Source organism: Streptomyces sp. NPDC090106 (assembly GCF_044747265.1).
Lineage (GTDB): Bacteria > Actinomycetota > Actinomycetes > Streptomycetales > Streptomycetaceae > Streptomyces.
Genome location: NZ_JBIVDS010000010.1, coordinates 372,969 through 395,611, shown reverse-complemented (window position 1 = coordinate 395,611; position 22,643 = coordinate 372,969). Strand labels below are relative to the sequence as shown.

16 protein-coding genes are annotated in these 22,643 nt (G+C 72.9%); 10 read left to right on the top strand and 6 right to left on the bottom strand.

All coding sequences use genetic code 11. The features are described 5' to 3' along the window. Positions 1-11: 11 nt before the first annotated feature. A complete protein-coding gene (locus tag ACIPSE_RS31470; RefSeq protein WP_401669146.1) occupies positions 12-890 on the bottom strand; it encodes a universal stress protein in 879 nt (292 codons plus the stop codon). 98 nt (positions 891-988) lie between these two features. Between ACIPSE_RS31470 and ACIPSE_RS31465 the strand changes: the two genes are divergently transcribed. The 5 genes from ACIPSE_RS31465 (at position 989) to ACIPSE_RS31445 (ending at position 7,909) form a co-directional block, all read left to right on the top strand. Next, positions 989-1,348, top strand: coding sequence for a VOC family protein (locus tag ACIPSE_RS31465; RefSeq protein ID WP_401669144.1), 360 nt, complete (start codon positions 989-991; stop codon positions 1,346-1,348). Positions 1,349-1,414: 66 nt separating this feature from the next. Beyond that, on the top strand, positions 1,415-3,091 hold the full coding sequence (locus ACIPSE_RS31460) for an FAD-dependent oxidoreductase (protein WP_401669141.1): 1,677 nt from the start codon (positions 1,415-1,417) through the stop codon (positions 3,089-3,091). After that, positions 3,088-4,545 (top strand): ATP-binding protein, encoded by a 1,458-nt coding sequence (locus tag ACIPSE_RS31455; RefSeq protein ID WP_401669139.1) that lies wholly within the window; start codon positions 3,088-3,090, stop codon positions 4,543-4,545. The genes ACIPSE_RS31460 and ACIPSE_RS31455 overlap by 4 nt, the downstream gene beginning before the upstream one ends. Before the next feature lie 73 nt (positions 4,546-4,618). Continuing rightward, complete coding sequence (locus ACIPSE_RS31450) at positions 4,619-4,972, top strand: UBP-type zinc finger domain-containing protein (protein ID WP_401669136.1); 354 nt, start codon at positions 4,619-4,621, stop codon at positions 4,970-4,972. A 9-nt stretch (positions 4,973-4,981) separates the two neighbouring features. After that, the gene (locus ACIPSE_RS31445) at positions 4,982-7,909 is read left to right on the top strand and encodes an AAA family ATPase (RefSeq protein ID WP_401669134.1); all 2,928 of its coding nucleotides are present in this window, start codon (positions 4,982-4,984) and stop codon (positions 7,907-7,909) included. Between the two features lie 7 nt (positions 7,910-7,916). On the opposite strand, the gene ACIPSE_RS31440 is transcribed toward ACIPSE_RS31445, so the two are convergent. The 5 genes from ACIPSE_RS31440 to ACIPSE_RS31420 all read right to left on the bottom strand — a co-directional run bounded on the left by ACIPSE_RS31440 (position 7,917) and on the right by ACIPSE_RS31420 (position 16,458). Continuing rightward, positions 7,917-9,113: an SGNH/GDSL hydrolase family protein gene (locus ACIPSE_RS31440; RefSeq protein ID WP_401669131.1), complete on the bottom strand. Its 1,197-nt coding sequence runs from the start codon at positions 9,111-9,113 to the stop codon at positions 7,917-7,919. Then, positions 9,110-11,476 carry a glycosyl hydrolase family 95 catalytic domain-containing protein gene (locus ACIPSE_RS31435; RefSeq protein WP_401669129.1) on the bottom strand — a complete coding sequence of 789 codons (2,367 nt, stop codon included), beginning with the start codon at positions 11,474-11,476 and terminating at the stop codon, positions 9,110-9,112. Before ACIPSE_RS31435 ends, ACIPSE_RS31440 begins: the two co-directional genes overlap by 4 nt. A gap of 20 nt (positions 11,477-11,496) precedes the next feature. Then, positions 11,497-13,314, bottom strand: coding sequence for an alpha-galactosidase D (locus ACIPSE_RS31430; RefSeq protein WP_401669126.1), 1,818 nt, complete (start codon positions 13,312-13,314; stop codon positions 11,497-11,499). A 75-nt stretch (positions 13,315-13,389) separates the two neighbouring features. Beyond that, positions 13,390-14,574, bottom strand: a complete 1,185-nt coding sequence (locus ACIPSE_RS31425) for an ROK family protein (RefSeq protein WP_401669124.1) — start codon at positions 14,572-14,574, stop codon at positions 13,390-13,392. A gap of 141 nt (positions 14,575-14,715) precedes the next feature. Further along, entirely contained in the window at positions 14,716-16,458 is a 1,743-nt protein-coding gene (locus tag ACIPSE_RS31420) for a M4 family metallopeptidase (RefSeq protein WP_401669121.1), read from the bottom strand. A gap of 341 nt (positions 16,459-16,799) precedes the next feature. Between ACIPSE_RS31420 and ACIPSE_RS31415 the strand changes: the two genes are divergently transcribed. The 5 genes from ACIPSE_RS31415 (at position 16,800) to ACIPSE_RS31395 (ending at position 22,443) form a co-directional block, all read left to right on the top strand. Continuing rightward, positions 16,800-18,062 carry a serine hydrolase domain-containing protein gene (locus ACIPSE_RS31415; RefSeq protein ID WP_401669119.1) on the top strand — a complete coding sequence of 421 codons (1,263 nt, stop codon included), beginning with the start codon at positions 16,800-16,802 and terminating at the stop codon, positions 18,060-18,062. Between the two features lie 77 nt (positions 18,063-18,139). Next, on the top strand, positions 18,140-19,444 hold the full coding sequence (locus tag ACIPSE_RS31410; protein ID WP_401669116.1) for a CAP domain-containing protein: 1,305 nt from the start codon (positions 18,140-18,142) through the stop codon (positions 19,442-19,444). A 68-nt stretch (positions 19,445-19,512) separates the two neighbouring features. Beyond that, on the top strand, positions 19,513-20,190 hold the full coding sequence (locus tag ACIPSE_RS31405; protein WP_401669114.1) for an AIM24 family protein: 678 nt from the start codon (positions 19,513-19,515) through the stop codon (positions 20,188-20,190). Between the two features lie 220 nt (positions 20,191-20,410). Then, entirely contained in the window at positions 20,411-21,433 is a 1,023-nt protein-coding gene (locus tag ACIPSE_RS31400) for a tetratricopeptide repeat protein (RefSeq protein ID WP_401669112.1), read from the top strand. Then, positions 21,430-22,443 (top strand): polyprenyl synthetase family protein, encoded by a 1,014-nt coding sequence (locus ACIPSE_RS31395; RefSeq protein WP_401669109.1) that lies wholly within the window; start codon positions 21,430-21,432, stop codon positions 22,441-22,443. Before ACIPSE_RS31400 ends, ACIPSE_RS31395 begins: the two co-directional genes overlap by 4 nt. Positions 22,444-22,643: the final 200 nt, after the last annotated feature.

The following is a 22,643-nucleotide window of genomic DNA, read 5'->3' as shown; positions in this document are numbered from 1 at the left end:
GGGCGCGCGGCTCAGGCGGGCGGGACCACGGCCACCGGGCAGCCCGCGTGGTGCAGCACCCCGTGCGCGACGGAGCCGATGCGGGCACCGACGGCGGTACGACGGGCGCGGCGGCCCACGACCATGAGCTGGGCGCGCGCGGCCACCGACAGCAGCACCTGCCCGGCGCTGCCCATCTCCACGTGCTCCACCACGGGCACCCCGGGGAACTGCTCGCGCCAGGGTTCCAGCGCGGTTTCCAGCGCCTGCTTCTCGCGCGGTTCGAGGCCGCCCGCCTCGTCGAGCAGCTTCAGCGAGCCGGGGCTGTAGGCGAACACCGGGGGCAGCGTCCAGGCCCGTACCGCGCGGACGGTCGCCCCGCGCGCGGCGGCGGTCTCGAACGCGAACCGCAGGGCGGCGGCGCCGTCCTGCGGGTCGTCGCCCTCCTGGCCGACGACGATCTCGCGTCCGGCGGCCTCGGCGGAGGCCTCGTCACCGGCGCGGACGAACACCACGGGCCGCTCCGCCCCGACGACGACCTGCTGGCCGACCGAGCCGAGCAGGAAGCCGACGACGGCCCCGTGCCCGCGCGAGCCGAGGACGAGCATCTCGGCGTCGGCCGCCGCGGCGACCAGCGTCTCGACGGTGTCGCCCTCGGGGGCGTCGGTCGTCACGGTGAGCCCCGGGTGCCGTGCGGTGACCGTACGGGCGGCCTCGGCCACCGCTTCACCGACCCAGCCGGCCTGCGCGTCCCGGTCCGCGACCACGCCGAGCGCCTCGTCCGGGTGGAACCGCCAGACCTGCGCGATCCGCAGCGCCAGTCCGCGGCGGACGGCCTCCCGGGCCGCCCAGTCCAGTGCGGCGAGGCTCTCCTCGGTTCCGTCGAACCCGGCGGTGATCGGACGCGTCATCCGGCTGTCTCCCTCTCGAAGGACGATCAAGATCGTGAAGAACGGTGGAGCGGAAAAAGATCAAGCATCTCGGCCCCAGTCTTCACTACGCTGCGACCATGAGCCTTCAGTGGGAACAGGTGGTGGTGGACTCGGCCGACCCGGCGGCGCTGAGCCACTGGTGGGCCGAGGCGCTGGGCTGGGTGTTCGTCGCCGACGGACCGGACGAGTACGAGATCAGGCCGGAGCCGGACCGGATGCCGGGCCTGCTGTTCCTCCAGGTGCCCGAGGCGAAGAAGGGCAAGAACCGGCTGCACCTCGACTTCCGCCCCGACGACCAGGCCACCGAGGTCGCCCGGCTCCTGGCGCTCGGCGCACGGCGTCCCGAACAGAGCTACGGCGCCTTCTCCTGGGTGACGCTCCAGGACCCCGAGGGCAACGAGTTCTGCGTGCTCGGCGGCGGGACGCCGCATACCTGAGCGAAGCGGGACGTTCGAACATACGATGGGCCACAGCCGTAGCCGACGACCCGGGGTGGGAGACGAATGGCACAGGCCGCCGAGACAGCGCGGACCGTCATCCTGACCGTGGACGACGACCCGGGGGTCTCCCGCGCCGTCGCCCGCGACCTGAGGCGGCGCTACGGCGAGTCCTACCGGATCGTGCGCGCCGAGTCCGGGGAGTCCGCGCTGGAGGCGCTGCGCGAGCTGAAGCTCCGCGGCGACCTGGTCGCGGTGATCCTCGCCGACTACCGGATGCCGCAGATGAACGGCATCGAGTTCCTGGAACAGGCCCTGGACATCTATCCGGGCGCGCGCCGGGTGCTGCTGACGGCGTACGCGGACACGAGCGCGGCGATCGACGCGATCAACGTCGTGGACCTGGACCACTATCTGCTCAAGCCGTGGGACCCGCCCGAGGAGAAGCTTTACCCCGTCCTGGACGACCTCCTGGAGGCGTGGCGGTGCAGTGACTTCCGTTCGGTGGGCACCACGAAGGTGGTCGGGCACCGCTGGTCGGCCCGGTCGTCGGAGGTGCGCGAGTTCCTCGCCCGCAACCAGGTGCCCTACCGCTGGTACTCCGCCGACGAGCCCGAGGGGCAGCGGCTGCTCGCGGCGGCCGGGCAGGACGACCGGAGCCTCCCGCTGGTGATCACCCCGGACGGGTCGCCGCTGGTCGCCCCCGAGGCGCCGGAGCTGGCCGCCCGGGTGGGGCTGGCGACGACCCCGACGTCGGAGTTCTACGACCTGGTCGTGATCGGCGGCGGGCCCGCCGGGCTCGGCTCGGCCGTGTACGGGGCGTCGGAGGGGCTGCGGACGGTCCTGGTGGAACGGTCGGCGACCGGCGGCCAGGCCGGGCAGAGCTCCCGCATCGAGAACTATCTGGGCTTCCCCGACGGGGTGTCGGGCTCCCAGCTCACCGACCGGGCCCGCCGCCAGGCCGCCAAGTTCGGCGCCGAGATCCTCACCGCGCGCGAGGTGACGGGCCTGGAGGTCAACGGCGCGGCCCGGGTCGTCCGGTTCTCCGACGGCTCCTCGGTCGCCGCCCACAGCGTGATCCTCGCGACGGGCGTGTCCTACCGGCAGCTCCAGGCACCGGGCTGCGTCGACCTGACCGGGTGCGGGGTGTACTACGGGTCGGCGCTGACGGAGGCGCCCTCCTGCCAGGGCCACGACGTGTACATCGTCGGCGGCGCCAACTCGGCCGGGCAGGCGGCGATGTACCTGTCCCGGGGCGCGAAGTCGGTGACGCTGCTGGTGCGCGGGGCGGACCTGACGGCGTCGATGTCGTACTACCTGATCCAGCAGATCAACGAGGCGCCGAACATCTTCGTGCGGGCCCGTACCGTCGTCGAGGAGGCGCACGGCTCGGACCATCTGGAGCAGCTGACGCTGCGCGACGTGGACACCGGGGCGACCGAACTCGTCGACGCGCAGTGGATGTTCGTGTTCATCGGGGCGGCCCCGCTGACGGCCTGGCTGGACGGCACGGTCGCGCGCGACGAGCACGGGTTCCTGCTGACCGGGCCCGACCTGTCCGCCGACGGGCGTCCGCCGGCGAGCTGGGAGCTGGACCGGCCGCCGTACCACCTGGAGACCGATGTGCCCGGTGTGTTCGTCGCGGGTGACGCGCGCGCCGAGTCCGCCAAGCGGGTCGCGTCCGCCGTCGGAGAGGGAGCCATGGCCGTGATGCTCGTCCACCGGTATCTGGAGCAGTCATGAGCGGGCAGCCGGTGCCGTGCAGCCCGACGGAGATCGGGTCGCTGTTCCTGTTCGAGAAGCTCTCGCCCGAGCAGCTCGGCCAGTTGTGCGCCGAGGGCCGGGTGGAGCGGTTCGAGCCCGGCCCCGTGTACGCCGAGGGCGACCCCGCCACCTGCTTCTACGTGATGATCGAGGGCACGGTCGTACTGTCACGGCGGGTCGGAGCCGACGACGTCGAGGTCACCCGTACCTCCCAGCGCGGGGTGTACGCGGGATCGATGCAGGCGTACCTCGGGGACCGGGTGCGGCAGGTCTACAACAACTCGATGCGGGTCACGGAGCCGACGCGGTTCTTCGTGCTGCCCGGCGAGACGTTCGCGGCGTTCATGCAGGAGTGGTTCCCGATGGCGGTGCATCTGCTGGAGGGACTGTTCTTCGGGTCGAAGAACACCCAGCGCGCCATCGGACAGCGCGAACGGCTGCTGGCGCTCGGCTCGTTGTCCGCCGGTCTGACGCACGAGCTCAACAACCCGGCCGCCGCGGCCGTCCGGGCCACCGCCACGCTGCGCGAGCGGGTGGGCAAGATGCGGCACAAGCTCGCGATCATCGCCCAGGGCAGCTACTCCCCCGAGCAGATGGCGAACCTCATCGAGATCCAGGAGCGGACCGCCGAACGGGTCGCCAAGGCACCGGTGCTGAGCCCGCTGGAGGCCTCCGACCGGGAGGACGAGGTCACCGACTGGCTCGACGACCACGACATCCAGGACGGCTGGCGGCTCGCGCCCACCTTCGTGCAGGCCGGACTGGACGCGGACTGGCTGGACCAGATCGCGGCGGCCGTGGACGAGCAGATCCTGCCGAGCGCGATCGGCTGGCTCAACTACACGGTCGAGACCGAGCTGTTGATGGACGAGATCAACGACTCGACCAACCGCATCTCCCATCTGGTGGACGCCGCCAAGCAGTACTCGCAGCTCGACCGGGCGCCCTTCCAGAACGCCGACGTGCATGAACTCCTCGACTCCACCCTGCTGATGCTCTCCGGGAAGATCGGACAGCGGATCAAGGTGGTCAAGGAGTACGACCGGACGCTGCCGAAGATCCCCGCCTATCCGGCGGAGCTCAACCAGGTGTGGACCAACCTCATCGACAACGCCGTCGCCGCGATCAACGGCGCGGGCGGCGAGGGCACGTTGACGGTGCGGACCGCGCTCGACACCGAGCGGCTGCTGGTGGAGTTCCGGGACACCGGGCCCGGGGTGCCCGCGGAGATCCGGAGCCGTATCTTCGATCCGTTCTTCACCACCAAGCCGGTGGGCGAGGGCACGGGTCTCGGGCTGGACATCTCGTGGCGGATCGTCGTCAACAAGCACCACGGGACACTCCAGGTCGAGTCGGAGCCGGGCGACACCCGGTTCCAGGTGCTGCTGCCGCTGACCGTCGAGGAGAACGACACGATCGATGAGCCGGCGTGAGCGTCGAGGGGCGGGCGGGCACGTCCGCGAGCCGGCGTGAGCTCAGGGGATTCGGCATGAACGAGGAGTGCGTATGAGCGACATCAAGGGGCTCGACCCGAGCGCGGAGCCCAGCGGGGCCGGCTGCGTCGACTGCGACGCGGCGGGCGGCTGGTGGTTCCATCTGCGCCGGTGCGCGCAGTGCGGTCACGTGGGGTGCTGCGACTCCTCCCCCGCCCGGCACGCCACCGCCCACTACCGGGACACCGGCCATCCCCTGGTGCAGAGTTACGAGCCCGGCGAGGAGTGGTTCTGGAACTTCGAGACCCAGGAGATGTTCGACTCCGGGCCCTCGCTCGCCCCGCCGGACAGCCACCCCGCCGACCAGCCCGCACCCGGCCCCGAGGGACGCGTTCCCGCCGACTGGGCGAAGACGCTGCGCGCCTAATATGTCGTCGTGCTCGAACCTTCTTTCACCTCGCCGCTCGTCGGACGGGACGACGAGTCGTCCCGGCTGGCCGGAGTGCTGTCGCGCGCGCGGGGCGGGGAGGCGCGGGCCGTCCTGATCTCCGGTGACGCCGGGGTCGGCAAGACCCGGCTGCTGGACGAACTCGCGGCTCTCGCCGCCCACGACGGGATGACCGTCCTCACCGGGCACTGTGTCGACCTGGGCGACGTGGGCCTCCCGTATCTGCCGTTCACCGAGGTGCTGGGGGCGCTCGCGGGCGACGAGCGGTTCGCGTCCGTCCTCGCGGGCCATCCCGTGGTCGACCGGCTGCTGGGCGCCGACGACGCCCAGGACCTGGGCGGGCGGCTGCGGCTCTTCGAGGGCATGGCGGGGCTGCTGGCCGAACTCACCGCCGTCGCGCCGCTGCTGCTGGTGCTGGAGGATCTGCACTGGGCCGACCAGTCCTCCCGCGATCTGCTGCGGTTCCTGCTCAGCCGGGGTGTCCTCCAGCGGCCCTCGGGCGGGGCGCCCGCCCACCGGCTCGCGGTGTTCGCGTCGTACCGCTCGGACGACCTGCACCGCAGGCATCCGCTGCGTCCGCTGCTGGCGGAGCTGGTGCGGCTGCCCTCGGTGGAGCGGCTGGAGCTGCCGCCGCTGGCGGACGCCGAGGTCGCCCGGCTGGTGCGCGCGCTCCGGGACCGGCCGCTGCCGGACGCCACGGTCCGCCGGATCGTGGAACGCGCCGAGGGAAACGCCTTCTACGCCGAGGAACTGGTCGCCGCGACGGGCAGCGAGTCGGGCGGGGTGCCGTCCGGGCTGGCCGACGTGCTGCTGATCCGCTTCGAGCAGCTCTCCGACACCGCCCAGCAGGTCCTGCGCACGGCGGCGGTGGCCGGGCGGCGCGTCGAGCACGAACTGCTGCGGGACGCCGTCCAACTGCCCGAGGACGAGCTGGAGTCGGCACTGCGGGAGGCCCTGGGACGGCAACTCCTCGTGCCCGGTGACGCGGACACCTACTCCTTCCGGCACGCGCTGGCCCGAGAGGCGGTCTACGCCGATCTGCTGCCCGGCGAACGGGCGCGGCTGCACGGGAGGTTCGCCCGGCTGCTGTCGGGGCGGGGACGCCCGGCGGAGTCCGCGGCGGAGCGCGCCCATCACTACCGGGAGAGCCATGACCTGGCCGAGGCGCTGGCCGCCTCGCTGGAGGCGGCGGACCACGCGCAGCGGGTCGGGGCGCCGGCCGAGGAGCTGCGGCATCTGGAGACGGCCCTGGACCTGTGGGCGGCGGTCGAGCCGTCGGCCCGGCCCGGTGCGGACCGGGTGACGCTCACCCTGCGCGCCTCCTCCGCCGCCGCGCACGCCGGGGAGCTGCACCGCGCGGTGTCGCTGACCCGGGCCGCGCTCGCGGACATGGACCAGGACGCCGACTCCGAACTGGCCGCCCGGGTGCGCTACACGCTGGCCGGGAACCTGATGACCGTCGACTCCCTGAGCGCCGCGTACGCGTACAGCAGCGAGGCGCTGGCCATGATCCCGGCCGATCCTCCGTCACCGACGTGGGTGTGGGCGGCGGCGACCCATGTCATGGCGGCCCGGCACGTCGGGGAGAACGAGACCGCCCTGCGGGTGGCCCGCCAGGCCCTGAAGGTCGCGGAGGAGCTGGAGGTGACGGACGCCCGCGCCGATCTGCTGGTCTCCCTCGCGGTACAGGAGGGCGACGGCCGCCGCAGCCCGGAGGGCCGTGAACGCCTTCTGAAGGCAAGGGAGTTGGCGCATGCTTCCGGTAACCGGACGGTGGAGCTGAGGGCCCTGTACAACCTGGCCGTCGGCACCTACGAGGCCGGTGATCTGGAGGCGAGCCTGCCCTGGCTCACCGAGGGTCTGGACCGGGCCCGCCGGGCAGGGCTGCTGTCGTCGCCTTACCCGCTGGAGATGCGCTATCTGCGGCTGCTCGTCCTCTACACGCTGGGCCGCTGGGACGAGTGCCTGCGCGCGGCGGCGGCCGACTCCGACGCGCTGCCCGCCGTGGCCGGGCACACCTCCGCGCCCGCGTTCTATGTCGCCCTGGCGCGCGGGGACTTCACGGCCGCCGAACGGGTACGGGGCCTGCTCCACGGGCACTTCGACTGGATGGGCACGCTGGTGGCGGCCATCGTGCTGATCGACGCGGCGGCGCTGCGCGGTGACGCCGAGGGCGCGGTGGAGCGACTGCGTTCCGCCGTCAAGGCGTTGACCGACGACGCGGGGACGCGGCCGGACGTGACGGTGCGGCTCGCCGCGCTGGCCCTGGCGGCGGTCGCGGACGCGGCCGGCGCGCTGCGGCTGACCGGGGACGGGGCGGGGGCGGCCCGGTGGGCGGAGACGGCGGGCGAGCTGGTGGAGACGGCCCGGTTCGTGGCCGGACGCGGCGAGAGCGGCACCCCGCAGGGGCCCGAGGGGCAGGCGTGGCTGGCGCGGGCCGAGGCGGAGGCCGTGCGCGCGGTGTCCGGGCCGGACGTGACGGCCTGGAAGAAGGCCGTGGCGGCGTTCGCGTTCGGTGACACCTACGAGCTGGCCCGCTGCCGGTTCCGGCACGCGGAGGCGCTCCTGGTGGCCGAGCGGCGGCAGGAGGCGGCGGCCGAGGCCGCGGCGGCCCGCGAGACCGCGGCGCGGCTGGGCGCGGCGCCGCTGCTGGAGCTGATCGACACGCTGACGCGCCGGGGCCGGCTGACGGCCGCCGCGCCGCAGGAGGGACCCTCCCCGCTCACCGCGCGGGAGCGGGACGTGCTGCGGCTCCTCGCCCTCGGCCGGAGCAACCGGCAGATCGGCGAGGAGCTGTTCATCAGCGGCAAGACGGCGAGCGTCCATGTGTCGAACATCCTCGCCAAGCTGGGTGCTTCGAGCCGGACCGAGGCGGTGGCCGTCGCCTATCGCGAAGGGCTCATCGCCTCGGACTGACGGGCCGTCAGGACGGTTCGCACTCCAGGGCCTTCAGGTCGACGGCGTCGGCCATCGCCGCCATGCCCTTGTCGTTGGGGTGGATGTGGTCCCCGCCGTCGAAGAAGGGCATCATCCGCTCGTGGTCGTAGGGGTTGCGCAGGATGCGGTCGAAGTCGGCGACCGCGTCGAACTCCCCGCTGGTCCTGATGAACTCGTTGACCTCCTGGCGTACGGCCTCGGCGTCCGCGTCCCACTCCGGCCAGCCCTTGAAGGGGGCGACCGTCGCGCCGACCACGCACATGCCGGCCGCTCGGGCCCGTTCGGCGATCCGGCGATAGCCGTCGATGAGCCGCTCGGCGGTGACGCCGGTGTGGGCCTTGATGTCGTTGACGCCCTCGAAGAGGAACACCGTGCGCAGGCCCGGCTGGGACAGGACGTCCCGGTCCAGGCGGTTCAGGGCGGCCTGTCCGGCGCCGTCGGCGAGGACCTGGTTGCCGGAGATGCCCTCGTTGGCGACGCCCTTCACCGTGCCGTCCGCCTTCTGGAGGCGGCGGGCCAGGTAGTCGGGCCAGCGCCGGTTCAGATCGGTGGAGGACTGCCACCCGTCGGTGATGGAGTCGCCGAGCGCGACGACCGCGCCCGCGTCCGCCCGCACGGAGACCGAGTCCAGGTAGAACCAGGACCCCGTCGTCTCCGTCCAGTGCGCGGCACCCTCCTCGCCGGTGTGGTCGCCCCAGCCGCCGTACGACGTCTGCATCGCCATCCAGTGGCCGGTGACCGGGCCCGCCGCGTCCGGGGTGTGGATGCTGACGACCAGGTCGCTCGCGGCGGGCAGCTTCCCGGGCAGCGGGTCGCTGTAGGCGACGGCGCCGGCGGGGACGGTGACCGACCGCTCCCCGTCGAAGGTGAGCCGCCGGTTGGAGCCCGGGACCAGCGCGGCGCCCTCCTGCCGGAGGCCCGCGTAGGCGCTGTCGAAGGTGACCGGACGGTCGCCGAAGGCGTTGGAGAGCCGGATGCGCGGATCCCTGCCGCCGACGCTGGTGTGCACGACCATGCGGTAGCCGCGGTCGGCCGCCGCGTCACCGATCCGGTCGGCGCTCGCACCCCAGGTGACGACACCCTCGGGCACCTCGACGGGGGTCCGGTCGGCCGCCGAGGCGGGGACGGTCTGGAGCGCGGCGGCCAGCAGGACGACGGCCACCGCGCGCGCCGCCCGGGTCACCGGCCGAGGTCCTTGAGCGTGACGGAACCGCCCGGCTTCAGGCTCACGGTACGGCTCCTCCCCGCGAACGCGACCGTCGTGGTGCGCCCGCCGACGCTGCGGATCCTCGCCTCGGTCGGTTTCCCATCCCTCCACCGTAGATCGACGACGAAGCCGCCGCGTGCCTTCACCCCGATCAGCGACCCGGACCCGGCCCAGGCGCCGGGCAGGGCGGGCAGCAGCTCGATGTGGCCGGGCCGGGAGTACAGCAGCATCTCGATCATCGCGGCCGGGGTGCCGAAGTTGGCGTCGATCTGGAAGATGCCCCGGCCGGGGTTGGTCTCGTAGATGTCGAAGAGGTTGAACGCGGTGCCGTTGGAGCCGTCCGCCGAGGGGCGGAGGTTGTTGACGACGAGCTGGTAGGCGTGGTCGGCGTGCTTCAGCCGGGCCCAGCAGGCGGCGCGCCAGGCGTTGGCCCAGCCGAAGCTGTTCATGCCACGCGCGGTGAGGAGCGCGGTGGCGCCGTCGACGGTCTCCCGGGGTGTGGAGCCGTCGGGGCGGATGCGGTCGCCGGGGAAGAGGCCGATGAGCGGGGAGAGATGGCGGTGGGTGGTCTCGCCGAGGTTGTCGGGCGACATCCACTCCTCCAGCCAGCCCGTGGTCGGACTGACCTGGGGCAGGTAGAGGCGTCTGCGCATCCCCGCGATGGTGTCGGCGAACGCGCCGTCCTTCTTCAGCTCGGCCGCCGCGGTGCAGAAGTGGCCGAACAGGGCCCACAGGAGTTCCTGGGTGTAGGTGATGCCCTTGGCGTCCTGGGGTCCGTGCTCGGGCGACCAGTCGCTGTCGTCGATGAGCACCTCGCGGGTGGTGCCCGGCAGCGTCGTGGTCAGCAGCCGGGCGGCCCAGAACTCGCAGGCGCCCTTGAGCAGGGGGTAGATCCGCTCCAGGTAGGCCGTGGAGCCGTCGTACTCGTAGTGCTCCCACAGGGTCTCGCACAGCCAGGCGTTGCCCGCCGGGTGCCACCACCAGCCGCTGCCGCCGTAGGGGTTGGTGGAGAAGGCGACCGCCCAGCCGGCCACCTTCCCGGTGGAGTTGCGGTACCGGTTGCGCGGGTCCTGGTAGCGGCGGCGGGTGACGTCCGTCCAGTCCGGCAGCTGGGTGAGGCAGTAGTCGGTGAACGCGTCGAAGCACTGACCGAGCCCGGTGCGGTCGGCCATCCAGTAGTTCATCTGGATGTTGATGTCGGTGTGGTAGTCGCCCATCCAGTCCGGGTCGTTGCCGTCCAGCCACAGTCCCTGGAGGCCGAGCGGGAGGCTGTCGCGCGATCCGGCGATCATCAGGTAGCGGCCGAACTGAAGGTACTGCGCCTCCAGTTCGGGGTCGGGTATGCCGTCCCGGGTGCGGGCGGTGAGCCGTTCCCAGGTGTCCTGGGCGCGCTGGTCGGCGCTGGACTCACCCAGGTCCAGGGCGAGTTGGTCGTAGAGGGCGCGGTGGTCGGCGGCGTGGGTGCGCAGCAGGGTGGCGACCGGGTGCCGGGCGGCCTCCCTGACCTTGGCCTTCGCGAGCTTCTCGGGGTGCAGGGCGGGGTCGCGGTAGCGGGCGGCGGTGTCCGGGGCGTAGTTGGTGCCGCCGCTGAGCAGGACGGTCAGTTCACGGCAGCCGGTGAAGTCGACGCGGGTGCCGTCGACGCGGACGGTGCCGCCGTCGCCGTACGCGTGGACAGCGGCGCCGTAGCGCAGTCCGTTGCCGAAGGCGGCGCCGAAGGAGAGGGCCGGGTCCTCGCCGTGGGTGCCCGCCAGGGTGACGGTGCCGGTGTACCGGCCGCCGCCGCTCTGGGTGAAGTGGAGGACGATCACGTCGTCGGGGTGGCTGGCGAAGATCTGCCGCCGGTAGGTGACCCCGTCGCGGACGTAGGAGGCACCGACGACGCCTTGGGCGAGGTCGAGGGTGCGGCGGTAGCCGTGGACGGCGGACAGGTCGTGGTCGGGGAGGTCGACGGTGAGGCGGGCCAGCAGGGTCAGGGACCCGAAGTCCTCGCGGCCGTAGGGGAACTGGCCGTCGGATTCGAGGGTGTCGTTGAGGCCGCCGGTCCACAGCGTGGCGTCGGTGACGAGGAGGAGTTCACGGCCGGGGTCGTTGCTCGCGAGAGCGCCGATGCGGCCGTTGCCGACGGGCAGGCCCTGTTCGATCATCGAGTGCTCGTCGCCGGGCGCCTGCCACCACAGGGTGTCCCGTGCGGTGCCGCTCTTCGGCGGGGTGTCCGCGACGGGGCGTTCGGGCGCCGCGGAGGCGGTGAAGGCGGGCAGGGCGGTGAGGGCTCCGGTGGCCGTGGCGAGGGCCATCAGGGTGCGTCTGGACAGCGGCTGGGACGGTTCGGTGTGCATGACGGCTCCTGGTGGGGGTCTCAGGACAGTTCGGGTACGTCGATCCGGTCGATGTCCGGCGCGTAGCCGGTGCCGCTGTCGAAGGTGATCGTGTTGCTGCCCGCCTTGAGCGTCACGGGCACGTACACGGTGGAGACCGTGGACCAGTCGCCGGTGGAGGGGAACTTGTGGCTCGCCCCGGCGCCGCTGTTGGCGGCCACGGTCACCGAGCGGGCGTCCCCGCTGACGTAGGCGACCTTGATCTGATAGGTGCCCGCCTTGGCGACGGTCACGTCGTTGACGGTGAGCTTGCCGCCCGTGTAGAGGTTGCCGACCTTCTTGCCGTCGGAGCAGGCGGAGCAGCCCGCGACGGAGGCGTTGCCGGAGAGGGTGTTGGCGGCGGACTCGGCCTCGACTCCCTTCCAGGTGAGGGCGGTTCCGCGCGGCGTGACGGTGAACAGGCGGGAGCCGTGGGCGGGCAGGGCCTGGGTGACCTTGCCGGTGTAGGTGCCGAGGTTCTCCTTGTTCCACACGTCACGCACGGACGCCTTGCCGGTGAAGCCGAGGGTCTGCCAGTCGGCGGTGACCGAGGCGGGCTTGTCGGCGAGGTTGAACAGGGCGACGGTGTAGGTGCCGTCGGCGTTCTTCGCGGCCCACACCTGCTGCGGGTCGGAGGGGGTGACGGGGTGCGCGGCCGGGTCGGCGCTCTGGTCGATCGCGATGACCTCGCGGTTGGTCAGCAGCGACAGGCCGTAGGAGTCCAGCCTGGTGAGGTCGTCGCCGGTGTAGAGCGGGGACTTGGCGATGGCCCACAGGGTGGCGTAGCTCTGCCGTTCGGCCTTGGTCAGGCCGTCCATCTCGCCGTTGCCCACGTCGAGGGAGTCGAGGTCGTTCCAGCCGCCGGGGCCGGTGTGCCGTGTCCAGGCCGGGGTGTCGTCCCAGCGGTCGTCGACGGAGTTCTCCCAGGTGACCAGGGTGTTGCAGTAGCACTCGACGTCGGTGTCGATGCGCCAGCCCTGGGAGTGCTTCTTCCAGTCGGCGGCGTGGCCGATGTCCAGCGACCAGGACAGTTCGAGGTGGATGGGGCGGCCGGTGGCGGCGATCGCCTGGTGCCAGGCGGCCACGTCGGCAACGTTGTCGTACTGGTCGCCGCTCTTGCCGGAGCCGGGGCCGACGCCGTCGAGCTTGAGGAAGTCGTAGCCCCAGCCGGCGATCAACTGGGCTTGGGAGTCTATGTACTTCTGGGTGCACGCCTTGCCGAAGTCGAGCTTGTAGGAGCTGTCCCAGCCGTTGGTCGTGCGCAGGTCGTCGTAGACGATGTCGGCGGTGGTGCAGCCGTCGGCGTGCCAGACCGGGTTCTTCCCGTCGCCGTACGCGCCCTTCTCCAGGCCGGCCGGGAGGTAGATGCCGGCCTTGAGGCCCTTGGCGTGGAGGTCGTCGGCGACGGCCTTCATGCCGCGCGGGAAACGGGTGGGGTCGGCCTGCTGGCGGCCGTAGGCGTCGAACCCGGACTTCCAGGTCTTGTCCATCCACCAGCCGGCGTCGATGTTGACGTATTCGTAGCCGTACTTCTTCAGCTTCCTGGCCATGGCGTCGGCCTGCTTGAGGACGTTCGCCTCGGTGAGGTAGCTGTAGTCGCCGTCCGGGTTGAGGCCGGGGTACTTGGAGGACTGCATGCTCCAACTCGTCCAGCCCATGTAGGGCTTGGCGGCGAGAGCGGTCGTGGTGGGGGTGGCGGGGCCGGCCGTGGTCTCGGCGCGGGCGGCCGGGGTGGCGCTGACGGCTCCGGCGGCGAGGGCCAGGACGACGAGGGCTCTGAGAGCGCGTGCGGGCACGGCGGCGTACGAGGATGACCGCATGGGTCGTACCTCCAGGGTGGGTTCGGCGGGTGCGGGGGTGTGAGGAGTGCCGGAAGGAGGGGTCGCGGGGGTCGGTTACGGGGCGTCGGCTCGGACGAAGGACTGGATCGCGGTGGCGGCGGCGCCGCGGGCCCACTCCTCGAAGGGCAGCGGGCGGGTCAGGACGTCGCAGCGGGCGGCGGAGCCGAAGGCCGCGGCGACGAAGGCGTTCCGGATCTGTTCGGCGAACAGGTCGTAGGCGGTCAGGCCCTCACCGGAGATGATCACGCGCTCGGGGCCCAGCAGGTTGGCGACGGTGGCGATGCCCCGGCCGATCGCCGCGCCCGCCCGGGCGTAGACCTCGCGCGCGCCGGCGACGCCCCGGTGGGCCATGGCCAACGCGGCCTCGGCGTCGGTGACTTCGGCGCCGGTGGCCTCGCGGATCTGCCGGACGATCGCGGCCTCCCCGGCGATCGCCTCCACGCAGCCGCGGTTGCCGCAGTGGCAGGGCGGCCCGGCCGGGTCGACGGTCACATGGCCGATCTCCCCGGCGACACCGTGCGCCCCGGCGACGACCCGGCCGTGGACGACGAGGCCGCAGCCGATGCCGGCGCCGACGGTCACCACGGCGAAGTCGGAGAGTCCGGCGCCCGCCCCGAACCACTGCTCGGCGACGGTGAGGGCGCGCACGTCGTTGTCGACGGTGACGGGCAACCCACAGGTCATGGAGGCGAGTTCGGCGAGCGGGATGTCGCGCCACTCCAGGAACGGCGAGTAGCGCACGACGCCTTCGGCGCGGTCGACGTCCCCGGAGACGGCGATACCGAGGCCGAGGACGGGGGCGGTGAGGCCCAGCGTGTCCTGCGCCTCGGCGAGGAGTTGCTGGACCAGGTCGGCGAGGACGGCGAGGACGGCCCGGGGTTCCCGGTCGGGCAGGGGGAGATGACGGGCGACGCGGATGCGGCAGCACAGGTCGGTGAGGACTCCTATGGCCTCGTCCCCGGTCACCTTGACGCCGAGGAACAGGGCCCGGCCGCCCGCGACCCGTACGAGGTGGGCGGGGCGTCCGAGCGCGGGGCGCGCGTCCTCGTCGGCGCCCTCGGTGAGGTATCCGGCCTCGATGAGGGGTCTGACCGCCTTGGTGACGGCGGCCGGGGACAGTCCGGCCCGGCGGGCCACCTCCAGGCGCGGGAGCGGGCCTTGGGACAGCACGGTCGTGAACACCTGCGCGGTGGCGGGTGTGTTGACCGGGAACGTCTCGGCTCGCGGGGTCGGGCTCATGGCCGGAAACGTAGAGGTGTTCTTTTCCGTCGTCAATAAAAGAAACGGAATTGGCTGTGAGCCGACCCTGAGCCAGGTGTGCGCCGAGGGGCGGGTGCACCCCGGCCACCGGGCGGAGAAGGCCCGGTGGCCGGGGCCCGATCAGTGCCGGGCCGCCGGGGTGTTGGCGGCGGTGACGTCGACGGCCGCCCAGGAGCGGTCGACGGCCTTGTACTCGGCGCTGCCCGCGCCGTAGAGGTCCTTGGCCGCCTTCAGGGTCGCCGTCCGGGCGCCGTGGAAGTCGGTCGTGGAGACCATGTAGCGGGTCAGGGCTCGGTAGTAGACCGCGATGGCCTTGGCGCGTCCGATGCCCCGGGCGGGCAGGCCGTCGACGGTGGGCGAGTCGTAGGTGACGGCGCCGATCCTCTTGCGTCCGCTGCCCTCGGCGAGGAGGTAGTAGGCGTGCGAGGAGACGCCCGAACCGGCGTGCACCTCGGCGTCGCGGACAGCCGGCGACCAGTAGTCGACGGCCCCTTCGAGGACGTCGAGGGAGGGCTTGTCGAGGCGGCGCAGGAACTTCTGGTCCAGTCCGAGCTTCTCGCCGACGAGGTAGTTCGGCGGGTTCTTCGGGTTGGCCGCGCTGAACTCGACAGCGGAACCGAAGATGTCGGCCAGCGACTCGTTGAGGGAGCCGGCCTCGCCGTACTGATTGCCGTCCTCGTCCACGCGGGTCGGCTCCAGCGCGGCGGTCGCGTCGACGACCCCGTGGGTGAGCTCGTGTCCGGTGACGTCGAGGACGACGAGCGGCTTGCGGATCTCCCGGCCGTCGCCGTCGCCGTAGAGCATGCAGCCGCAGGCCGGGTCCCAGAACGCGTTGGCGACCTTGTCGCCGAAGTGGACCATCGCGCGGGCGCCCTTGCCGTTTCCGGCGATGCCCTTGCGGCCGAAGGTCTCCTTGTAGAAGTCGAGGGTCTCGGCGACGCCGTACTGGGCGTCGACGGCGGCGCTGGCGCGGCTGGAGAGGGTGCCGTTGCCCCACTTGTCGGTGGAGGAGGTGAACTTCTTGCCGCGGGCGAAGTTCTCCGGCTCCCGGCCGCCCGCGTCACGGGTCTCGGTGCCCCAGCGGGTGGGGTCCTTCAGCAGGTAGCCGTGCGCGCCGGTGCGGGTGGTGGTGAGCGCGACCTTCCCGGCGAACAGGGACCGGCCGGTGCCGCCGGCGGTCGCCGCGAGGGCCGTCGTGGGCGCGGTGCCGGTCTCCGGGTCGACGGTCTCGCCGCGCTCGCGGAGCGCGTCGATCAGGTGCGGGGACAGGAACTCGTCGCTGTCGGGCGTGTCGCTGCGCACCTCGCCGGTGACGGCGTCGACGACGACGGTCCGCGAGCCGCCGGCCTCGGTGGTGGCGCTGCCGCCGACCCGGACCCGGTAGGCGAGGGCGGAGGCGCCCTCGCGGGCGTCGACGACGAGTTCGGCGGGACCGGCCTCCCCCTCGGCGAGGGCGGCGGCCTTCCGTTCGGCCTCGCCCGCGGTCAGCCGGGCGCGGGAGGCGGTGGCGGTCGCGGCGACCCGGTGGCCGGCGGCGCGCGTCACGCCGGCGTATCCGAGCCGCTCGGTGAGGTGCACGACGAGGTCGCCGCCGAGGACCGGCATGCCGAGACGGGTCCGCGCGAAACGGACGTGGCGGGCGCCCTCCGGGTCGATCAGCACGTCCAGGGCGTGGAGCTCGTCGCCCGGTGCGACTCCGGTGGCTCCGGCGTGGGCGAACGCCGCCGTGCGGGCGGCCCCGACGACGGAGGCGGCGGTCACCCGCTGTCCGGCGGGCGCGGCGACGGCCGTTCCGGCCAGTCCGGTGGCGGCCGTGGTCACGGCGACGGCGAGCGCCAGGGCGCGTATGTGGGGTCTGCGCACGGTTGAGGGTTCCTTCGCGCGAGGACGGCCGGCGCGGGCCAACCGTCCTGTCTCATGGCGCGGTTGAGCGCCATGGGGGCTGGTCGGGCCCCGGCCGCAACCCTTACGGAAGTGCCATGTCCACGTAAACCCCAAATGCGACGATTTCTGGATCTTCACGGCAATACTTGGCAAATCCGCGCCGCTCGGTGATCGACGGATCACCAACTGTGCGTCGGCTGTGGAGAGGTGACGGGATGCGAGCGGGTTGCCCGCGCGGCGTGTGATCGATCTCGCATCACGGAACGGCCCACGCGGCACAGGACGACGCGGGACGACACGAGAGTCAGGAGATCCGAGGAATGGCTTCAGCAACGCTCCGCCGGGCGACGGTGTCCGGGGCGGTCCTGCTGTCCCTGCTCGCCGTTCCGGCGCAGGCCACGGCCGATGAACCCGGCATCTCCCGGGCGGACACCGCCGGGTCGACGGCCGCCCTGCCGGAACCGGACGTCGCCGGGCTGCGGAGCGTCCTGCGCACGGCCGTCCGGCAGGGCGCCCCAGGCGCGCTGGCCCGGATCGACGACCGCGGCGAGGTCCACCGGGCGACCGCCGGGGTGGCCGACCGCACGACCCGGCGGGCGATCAGCACCCTCGACCGGTTCCGCATCGGCAGCGTCACCAAGACGTTCTCCACCGTGGTGCTGCTCCAGCTCGTCGACGAGAAGAAGCTGCGCCTCGACGCGCCGGTCGACCGCTATCTGCCGGGTCTGCTGCCGGACGACCGCATCACCGTGCGGCACGTCCTGAGCCACCGCAGCGGTCTGTACGACTACACGAACGACATGTTCGCGCGGACGGTCCCCGGATTCGAGTCGGTCCGCACGAAGGTGTTCACCTACCGCCAGTTGATGAAGCTCTCCCTGCGGCACGCCCGCACCAACCGCCCCGGTGCCGCCTACGCGTACTCCAACACCAACTTCGTCGTCGCCGGCATGCTCATCAAGAAGCTGACCGGCCAGTCGGTCGCCACCGCGTACCGGACCCGCGTGTTCGAGCCGCTGAAGCTGAAGGACACCTTCTACGTCCACCCCGGCACCGAGCTCCCCGGGCGCCACACGCGCGGCTATCTCACCCCGGACGCCGCGGGTGGCGCCCTGGTCGACGCCACCCGGCAGACCGCGTCCTGGGCGCAGAGCGCGGGCGCGATCGTCTCCAGCGCGAAGGACCTCGACACCTTCCTGTCGGCGCTGCTGCGCGGGAAGCTGACCAGCCGCGCGAGCCTGGACCAGATGCGCCGCTGGTGGAAGGTGAACAGCACCACCGCGTACGGCCTCGGCCTGCGCCGCCGCACCCTGTCGTGCGGACGGTCGGTGTACGGCCACACCGGCGCCGTCCAGGGCTACTACACGTACGCGTTCACCTCCGCGGACGGCGGACGCAGCCTGACCTCGCTCGCCAACACCTCCAACAACGGGGCCGTGCTCAACACCCTCACGGGCACCCTGGAGGCCGCGTTCTGCGGCAGGAGCGCACGGACGGTGCGCGGCTCCGGCTTCGTCGAGCGCCACGAGGACATCGCGCCGGACGTCCCCCTGGAGGACGTGACGGGAGCGGCCCGGGACTGAGCCGCCGGGAACCGGGCGGAACCCCGCGGACGTTGTCCTGGCACTCCCCCTTCGCACGACAGCACCAGGACGGCGTGATGACCGAGTTGGTCCCCGGGGGCAACGTGCCCCTGCCCGGCGGTGCCGTGACCGTCCGGGTCCCCGGCCCCTTCGACGTGTCCGCACTGGTCACCGGCGACAGCGGCAAGGTGGGCGGTGACGCGGACTTCGTCTTCTTCAACCAGCCCGCCGCCCCCGGCGCCCGCCTCGCCGGCGACACCCTGACGATCGACCCGGCCCGGCTGCGCGCGGGCGCCACCCGCGTCACGGTCGTCGTCAGCGCCGCCGACCCCGGCACCCCGCTCGGCACTCTGCCCGCGCCCGTCCTGCACGTCACCGGCGCGGGCGGCCGGCCGCTGGCCCGGTTCGCCCCGCCGCGTCCGCGGCACGAGACGGTGCTGCTCCTCGCCGAGCTGTACCGGCGCGGCACCGGCTGGAAACTGCGGGCGCTGGGCCAGGGCTACGCGGACGGACTGGCCGGGATGGCACGGGACTTCGGGGTGGACGTCGCCGACGACACGCCCCGGCCGCCGCACCCCGTCGCCTCCGCCCCGGCCTCCGGCGCCGACCCCGACGGTTTCCTGGCGCTGGTCAACCCGGCCCGCGCGGGCGCCGGTTCCCCGCCCGTCGCGCTGGACGCCCGCCTCGGTGCCGCCGCGCAGGACCATGCCGCCGCCATGGCCGCGGCGGGGCGTCTCGGCGCCGAGACGCCCGACGGCGTCTCCGTGCACCAGCGCCTGAGCGGCACCGGCTACGCGTACATCACCGTCGGCGAGCACCTGGTCTCCGGCCCGCGCTCCCCCGCCGAGTTCGTCCAGTACTGCCTGCGCGGCGACCAGCCCCGCCGGACGCTGCTCGACGCGGCGTTCACCCAGGCGGGGTTCGGGCACGCCGTCGACGGCCGGTCCGGGGACACGTACTGGACGGCGCTGTGGGCCGGTCCCTTCTCCCCCGCCGCCCTGACCCGCACGGCGTCGGACGTCGTCGGCCTCACCAACCGGGAACGGTCCCGGCACGGGCTGCCCCCGCTCGCCCCGGACCCCCGGCTCACGGACGCCGCGCAGGCACACAGCGCGGACATGGTCGCCCGGGCCTTCTACTCGCACACCTCACCGGACGGCACACAGCCCTGGGACCGGGCCGCTGCGGCGGGCGCGCACCGGCGCTCGATCGGCGAGAACATCGCCTGCGGCCAGCGTTCGGCGGCCGAGGTCGTGGAGGGCTGGATGAACAGCCCCGGCCATCGCGCCAACATCCTGAAGCCGGACTTCACCCACATCGGGGTCGGCTTCGCGGGCGGCGGCGCGGCGGGCACGTACTGGACCCAGCTCTTCGGCGCCTGAGCGGTCCGGCGGCGCGCCGGGCGTCGGCCCCCGTGACGGAGGGCTGCCCTCCGGGACACCATGCCCTCATGAAGGGTGACCTCTTTTCCAGTGAGTACATGGTCCAGCCCGCCGCGGCGCCGGGCATGACGGTCGAGAACGCCAAGTGCGTCAAGTACTCGGTGAATGGGGAGATGCTGGCCCGCCAGGGGGCGATGATCGCGTACCGGGGCAGCCTCCAGTTCGAGCGCAAGGGGCAGGGCGTGGGCGGCATGCTCAAGCGCGCGGTCACCGGCGAGGGGCTGCCGCTGATGACGGTGCGCGGTCAGGGCGAGGCGTGGTTCGCGCAGGAGGCGCAGAACTGCTTCATCGTGGAGGTCGACCCCGGTGACGAGTTCACCGTCAACGGCCGCAACGTCCTGTGCTTCGACGCGTCGCTGTCGTACCGGATAGCGACGGTCAAGGGCGCGGGCATCGCCGGGGGCGGTCTGTTCAACAGCGTCTTCACCGGCCAGGGCAGACTGGGCCTGGTCTGCGAGGGCAATCCGCTGGTCATCCCGGTGTCACCGCAGTACCCGGTGTACGTCGACACGGACGCGGTCGTCGGCTGGACGGCGGGGCTCGAGACCTCGCTGCACCGGTCGCAGTCCATCGGCTCGATGCTGCGCGGCGGTTCGGGTGAGGCAGTCCAGCTGATGCTCCGGGGCCAGGGGTACGTCGTCGTGCGGCCGAGCGAGGCGACACCGCAGAAGCCCCAGCAGCACTGACCGGAGCCTCGGCACCTCCGACCGCGGAAGGTGATCTCCGCCTCACGAGCAACCCCACCGGCCCGACCGTCGTCTTGACCGTCAGCACGTGATGCCCTGGCCCCCCCCGGGCCAGGGCACATTTTCCAGGCTCTATACACACGGTCTATACACAGCGTGTATACATGCTGCGTATACACGCGATGCAGAGATCATGTGTATACGGACGCGAAAGGCATCCATGTACGGCAAGGCATTCGCCCCCGAGTATCAGGGCGCCCTCACCACCCTGTCCGTGAACTCGTCCCTCACCGAGGTACTGGCCGCCGGTACCGAGCAGTTGAGGGCGGCCGAGCGGGCCGGGGCCCACGGCGAGGCCGCCCGCTCCGGGCTCGCCGTCGCCGAGGCGCACCGGCGGCTCGGCCGGGTCGGCGAGGCGGACCGGGCGTGGAAGGCGAGCTACCGGGCCGCACGGGCGGCGGGCGACGTCGGGGCGATGGCCTGGGCGCTGTGGAGCGGCGGCACGCTGGCGCGGCAGCGCGGCGCGTTCCCGCTGGCCCGGCGGCTCCTCGCGCTCGCGGCCGAACTCGGCGAGCGGGGCGGGGACATCGTCGTCCGCGGCTACTCGCTGGCCGGGCTCGCCGAGACCGGCCGCATCCAGGGCGACTACGAGGCGGTGGGCCGGCTGCACGAACAACTGCTCGCCGAGGCCCGCCGGCGCGGCGAGGCACGGCACACCGTGTGGGCGCTGGAGGGCATCGCGCAGATGCACCGCAACACCGGCTCCTACGACACCGCGTACGCCCTGTTCGAGGAGGCCGCCGAGGTCGCCGCGCGGGCGGAGGACCGGCGCGGTCACGCGTGGGCGCTGCGCGGGATCGCCGACGTCGTGTCCGTGCGCGACGGGGACGTGGAGCGGGCCCTCGCGCTGCTCTCGGAGGCGGAGACGGGCTGCCGGGCGATGCAGTTGTCCGGCGCCCTCGCCTACAACCACAAGATGCGCGGCAACGTCCTCTACCGCGCCGGGCGGTACGCCGAGGCCCGGGACCTGTACGAGGAGGCGCTCGCAGAGTTCCGTGCGATGCGGGAGCCGCGCGGGGAGGCGCTGTCGCGGCTCGGCCTGGCCAAGTCGCTGGCGCACCTGGGGCGCGACCGTGCCGAGACGGCCGCCGAACTGGCCGAACTGGCCGAGGTGTTCGGGCGGATCGGGCTGCGGCACGCGGCGGAGACGGTGGCGCGAGCGCAGGAGGAGTTCGTCCGGTGAGCATCGCACTGCGCACGACCCCAGACGCCCGTCAGGTTCTCTCCCGCTGCCGCGAGCTGGTCCGTCCCCGGCTGCGGGAGGCGGTGGGGCGGCTGCATCCGTGGGTGGGTGAGATGGCCGCGTACTCCTTGGGCTGGTGCGAGGTCGGCGGCGCCCCGGCGGACGCCTCCGGCGGGAAGGGGGTGCGCCAGGCGCTGGCGGTGCTCGGGGCCGAGGCGGTGGGCGCGGACGGCCGGGCCGGGGTGCCGGGCGCGGTCGCGGCGGAACTGCTGCACGTGTTCTCGCTGACCCACGACGACATCATGGACGGCGACCGGTCCCGCAGGGGCCGCCCCACCGCCTGGGAGGCGTACGGCACAGGACCGGCGCTCCTCTCCGGGGACGCGCTGTTCGCGCTGGCCGTCGAGACGCTCGCGGACACCGCCCAAGGCCCGTCGGCCGTACGTCTGTTGGCGCGGACGATGGGCGACCTCGTGCACGGCCAGGCGGACGACCTGCAGTTCGCGGGGCGTCCCTGGAGCGGCCCCGGGCAGGTGCGGCCCGAGGAGTACCGCGCGATGGTGGAGCGCAAGACCGGTGCCCTGCTGGGCGGTTCGCTCGCGCTCGGCGCCCTGCTCGGCGGCGCCCCTTCCGCCGTGGCCGCGACGCTCGACCGGGCCGGGCGGCATCTGGGGGTCGCGTTCCAGATCGTCGACGACGTGCTGGGGATCTGGGGCGATCCGGACGTCACGGGCAAGGCCGTCCACGCCGATCTGCGCGAGCGCAAGAAGACGCTGCCGGTCCTGCTCGCCCTGCGAACGGCGCCGCTCGCCGGACTCCTGGAGTCCGGCGCCCGCCCCGAGGAGGTCGCCGCGCGCGTCGAGGAGGCGGGCGGCAGATCAGGCGCCCTGGCGGAAGCCCACCACCAGATCGCCACGGCGAACACCCTCCTCACCGAACTCCCCCTGAAGCCCGCACCACTGGACGAGCTACGAACCCTCCTGCAATTCCTGACGACCCGCGACATGTAACCGCCCCGACCGGGGCTCGCAGCAACGCAGGACATATGCGGACGCGGGTCGACCCGTTCATCCGCACGCGGGTCGGCCGGGACCCACACACGAGTCGCCCCACCTCCGCAGACCGACGGGCCGGAACACACACGCGGGTCGACCCGTGTCCGCATGCAGACCGCCAGAGCCCGCGCACGGGTCGCACGATGCCCGCAGGC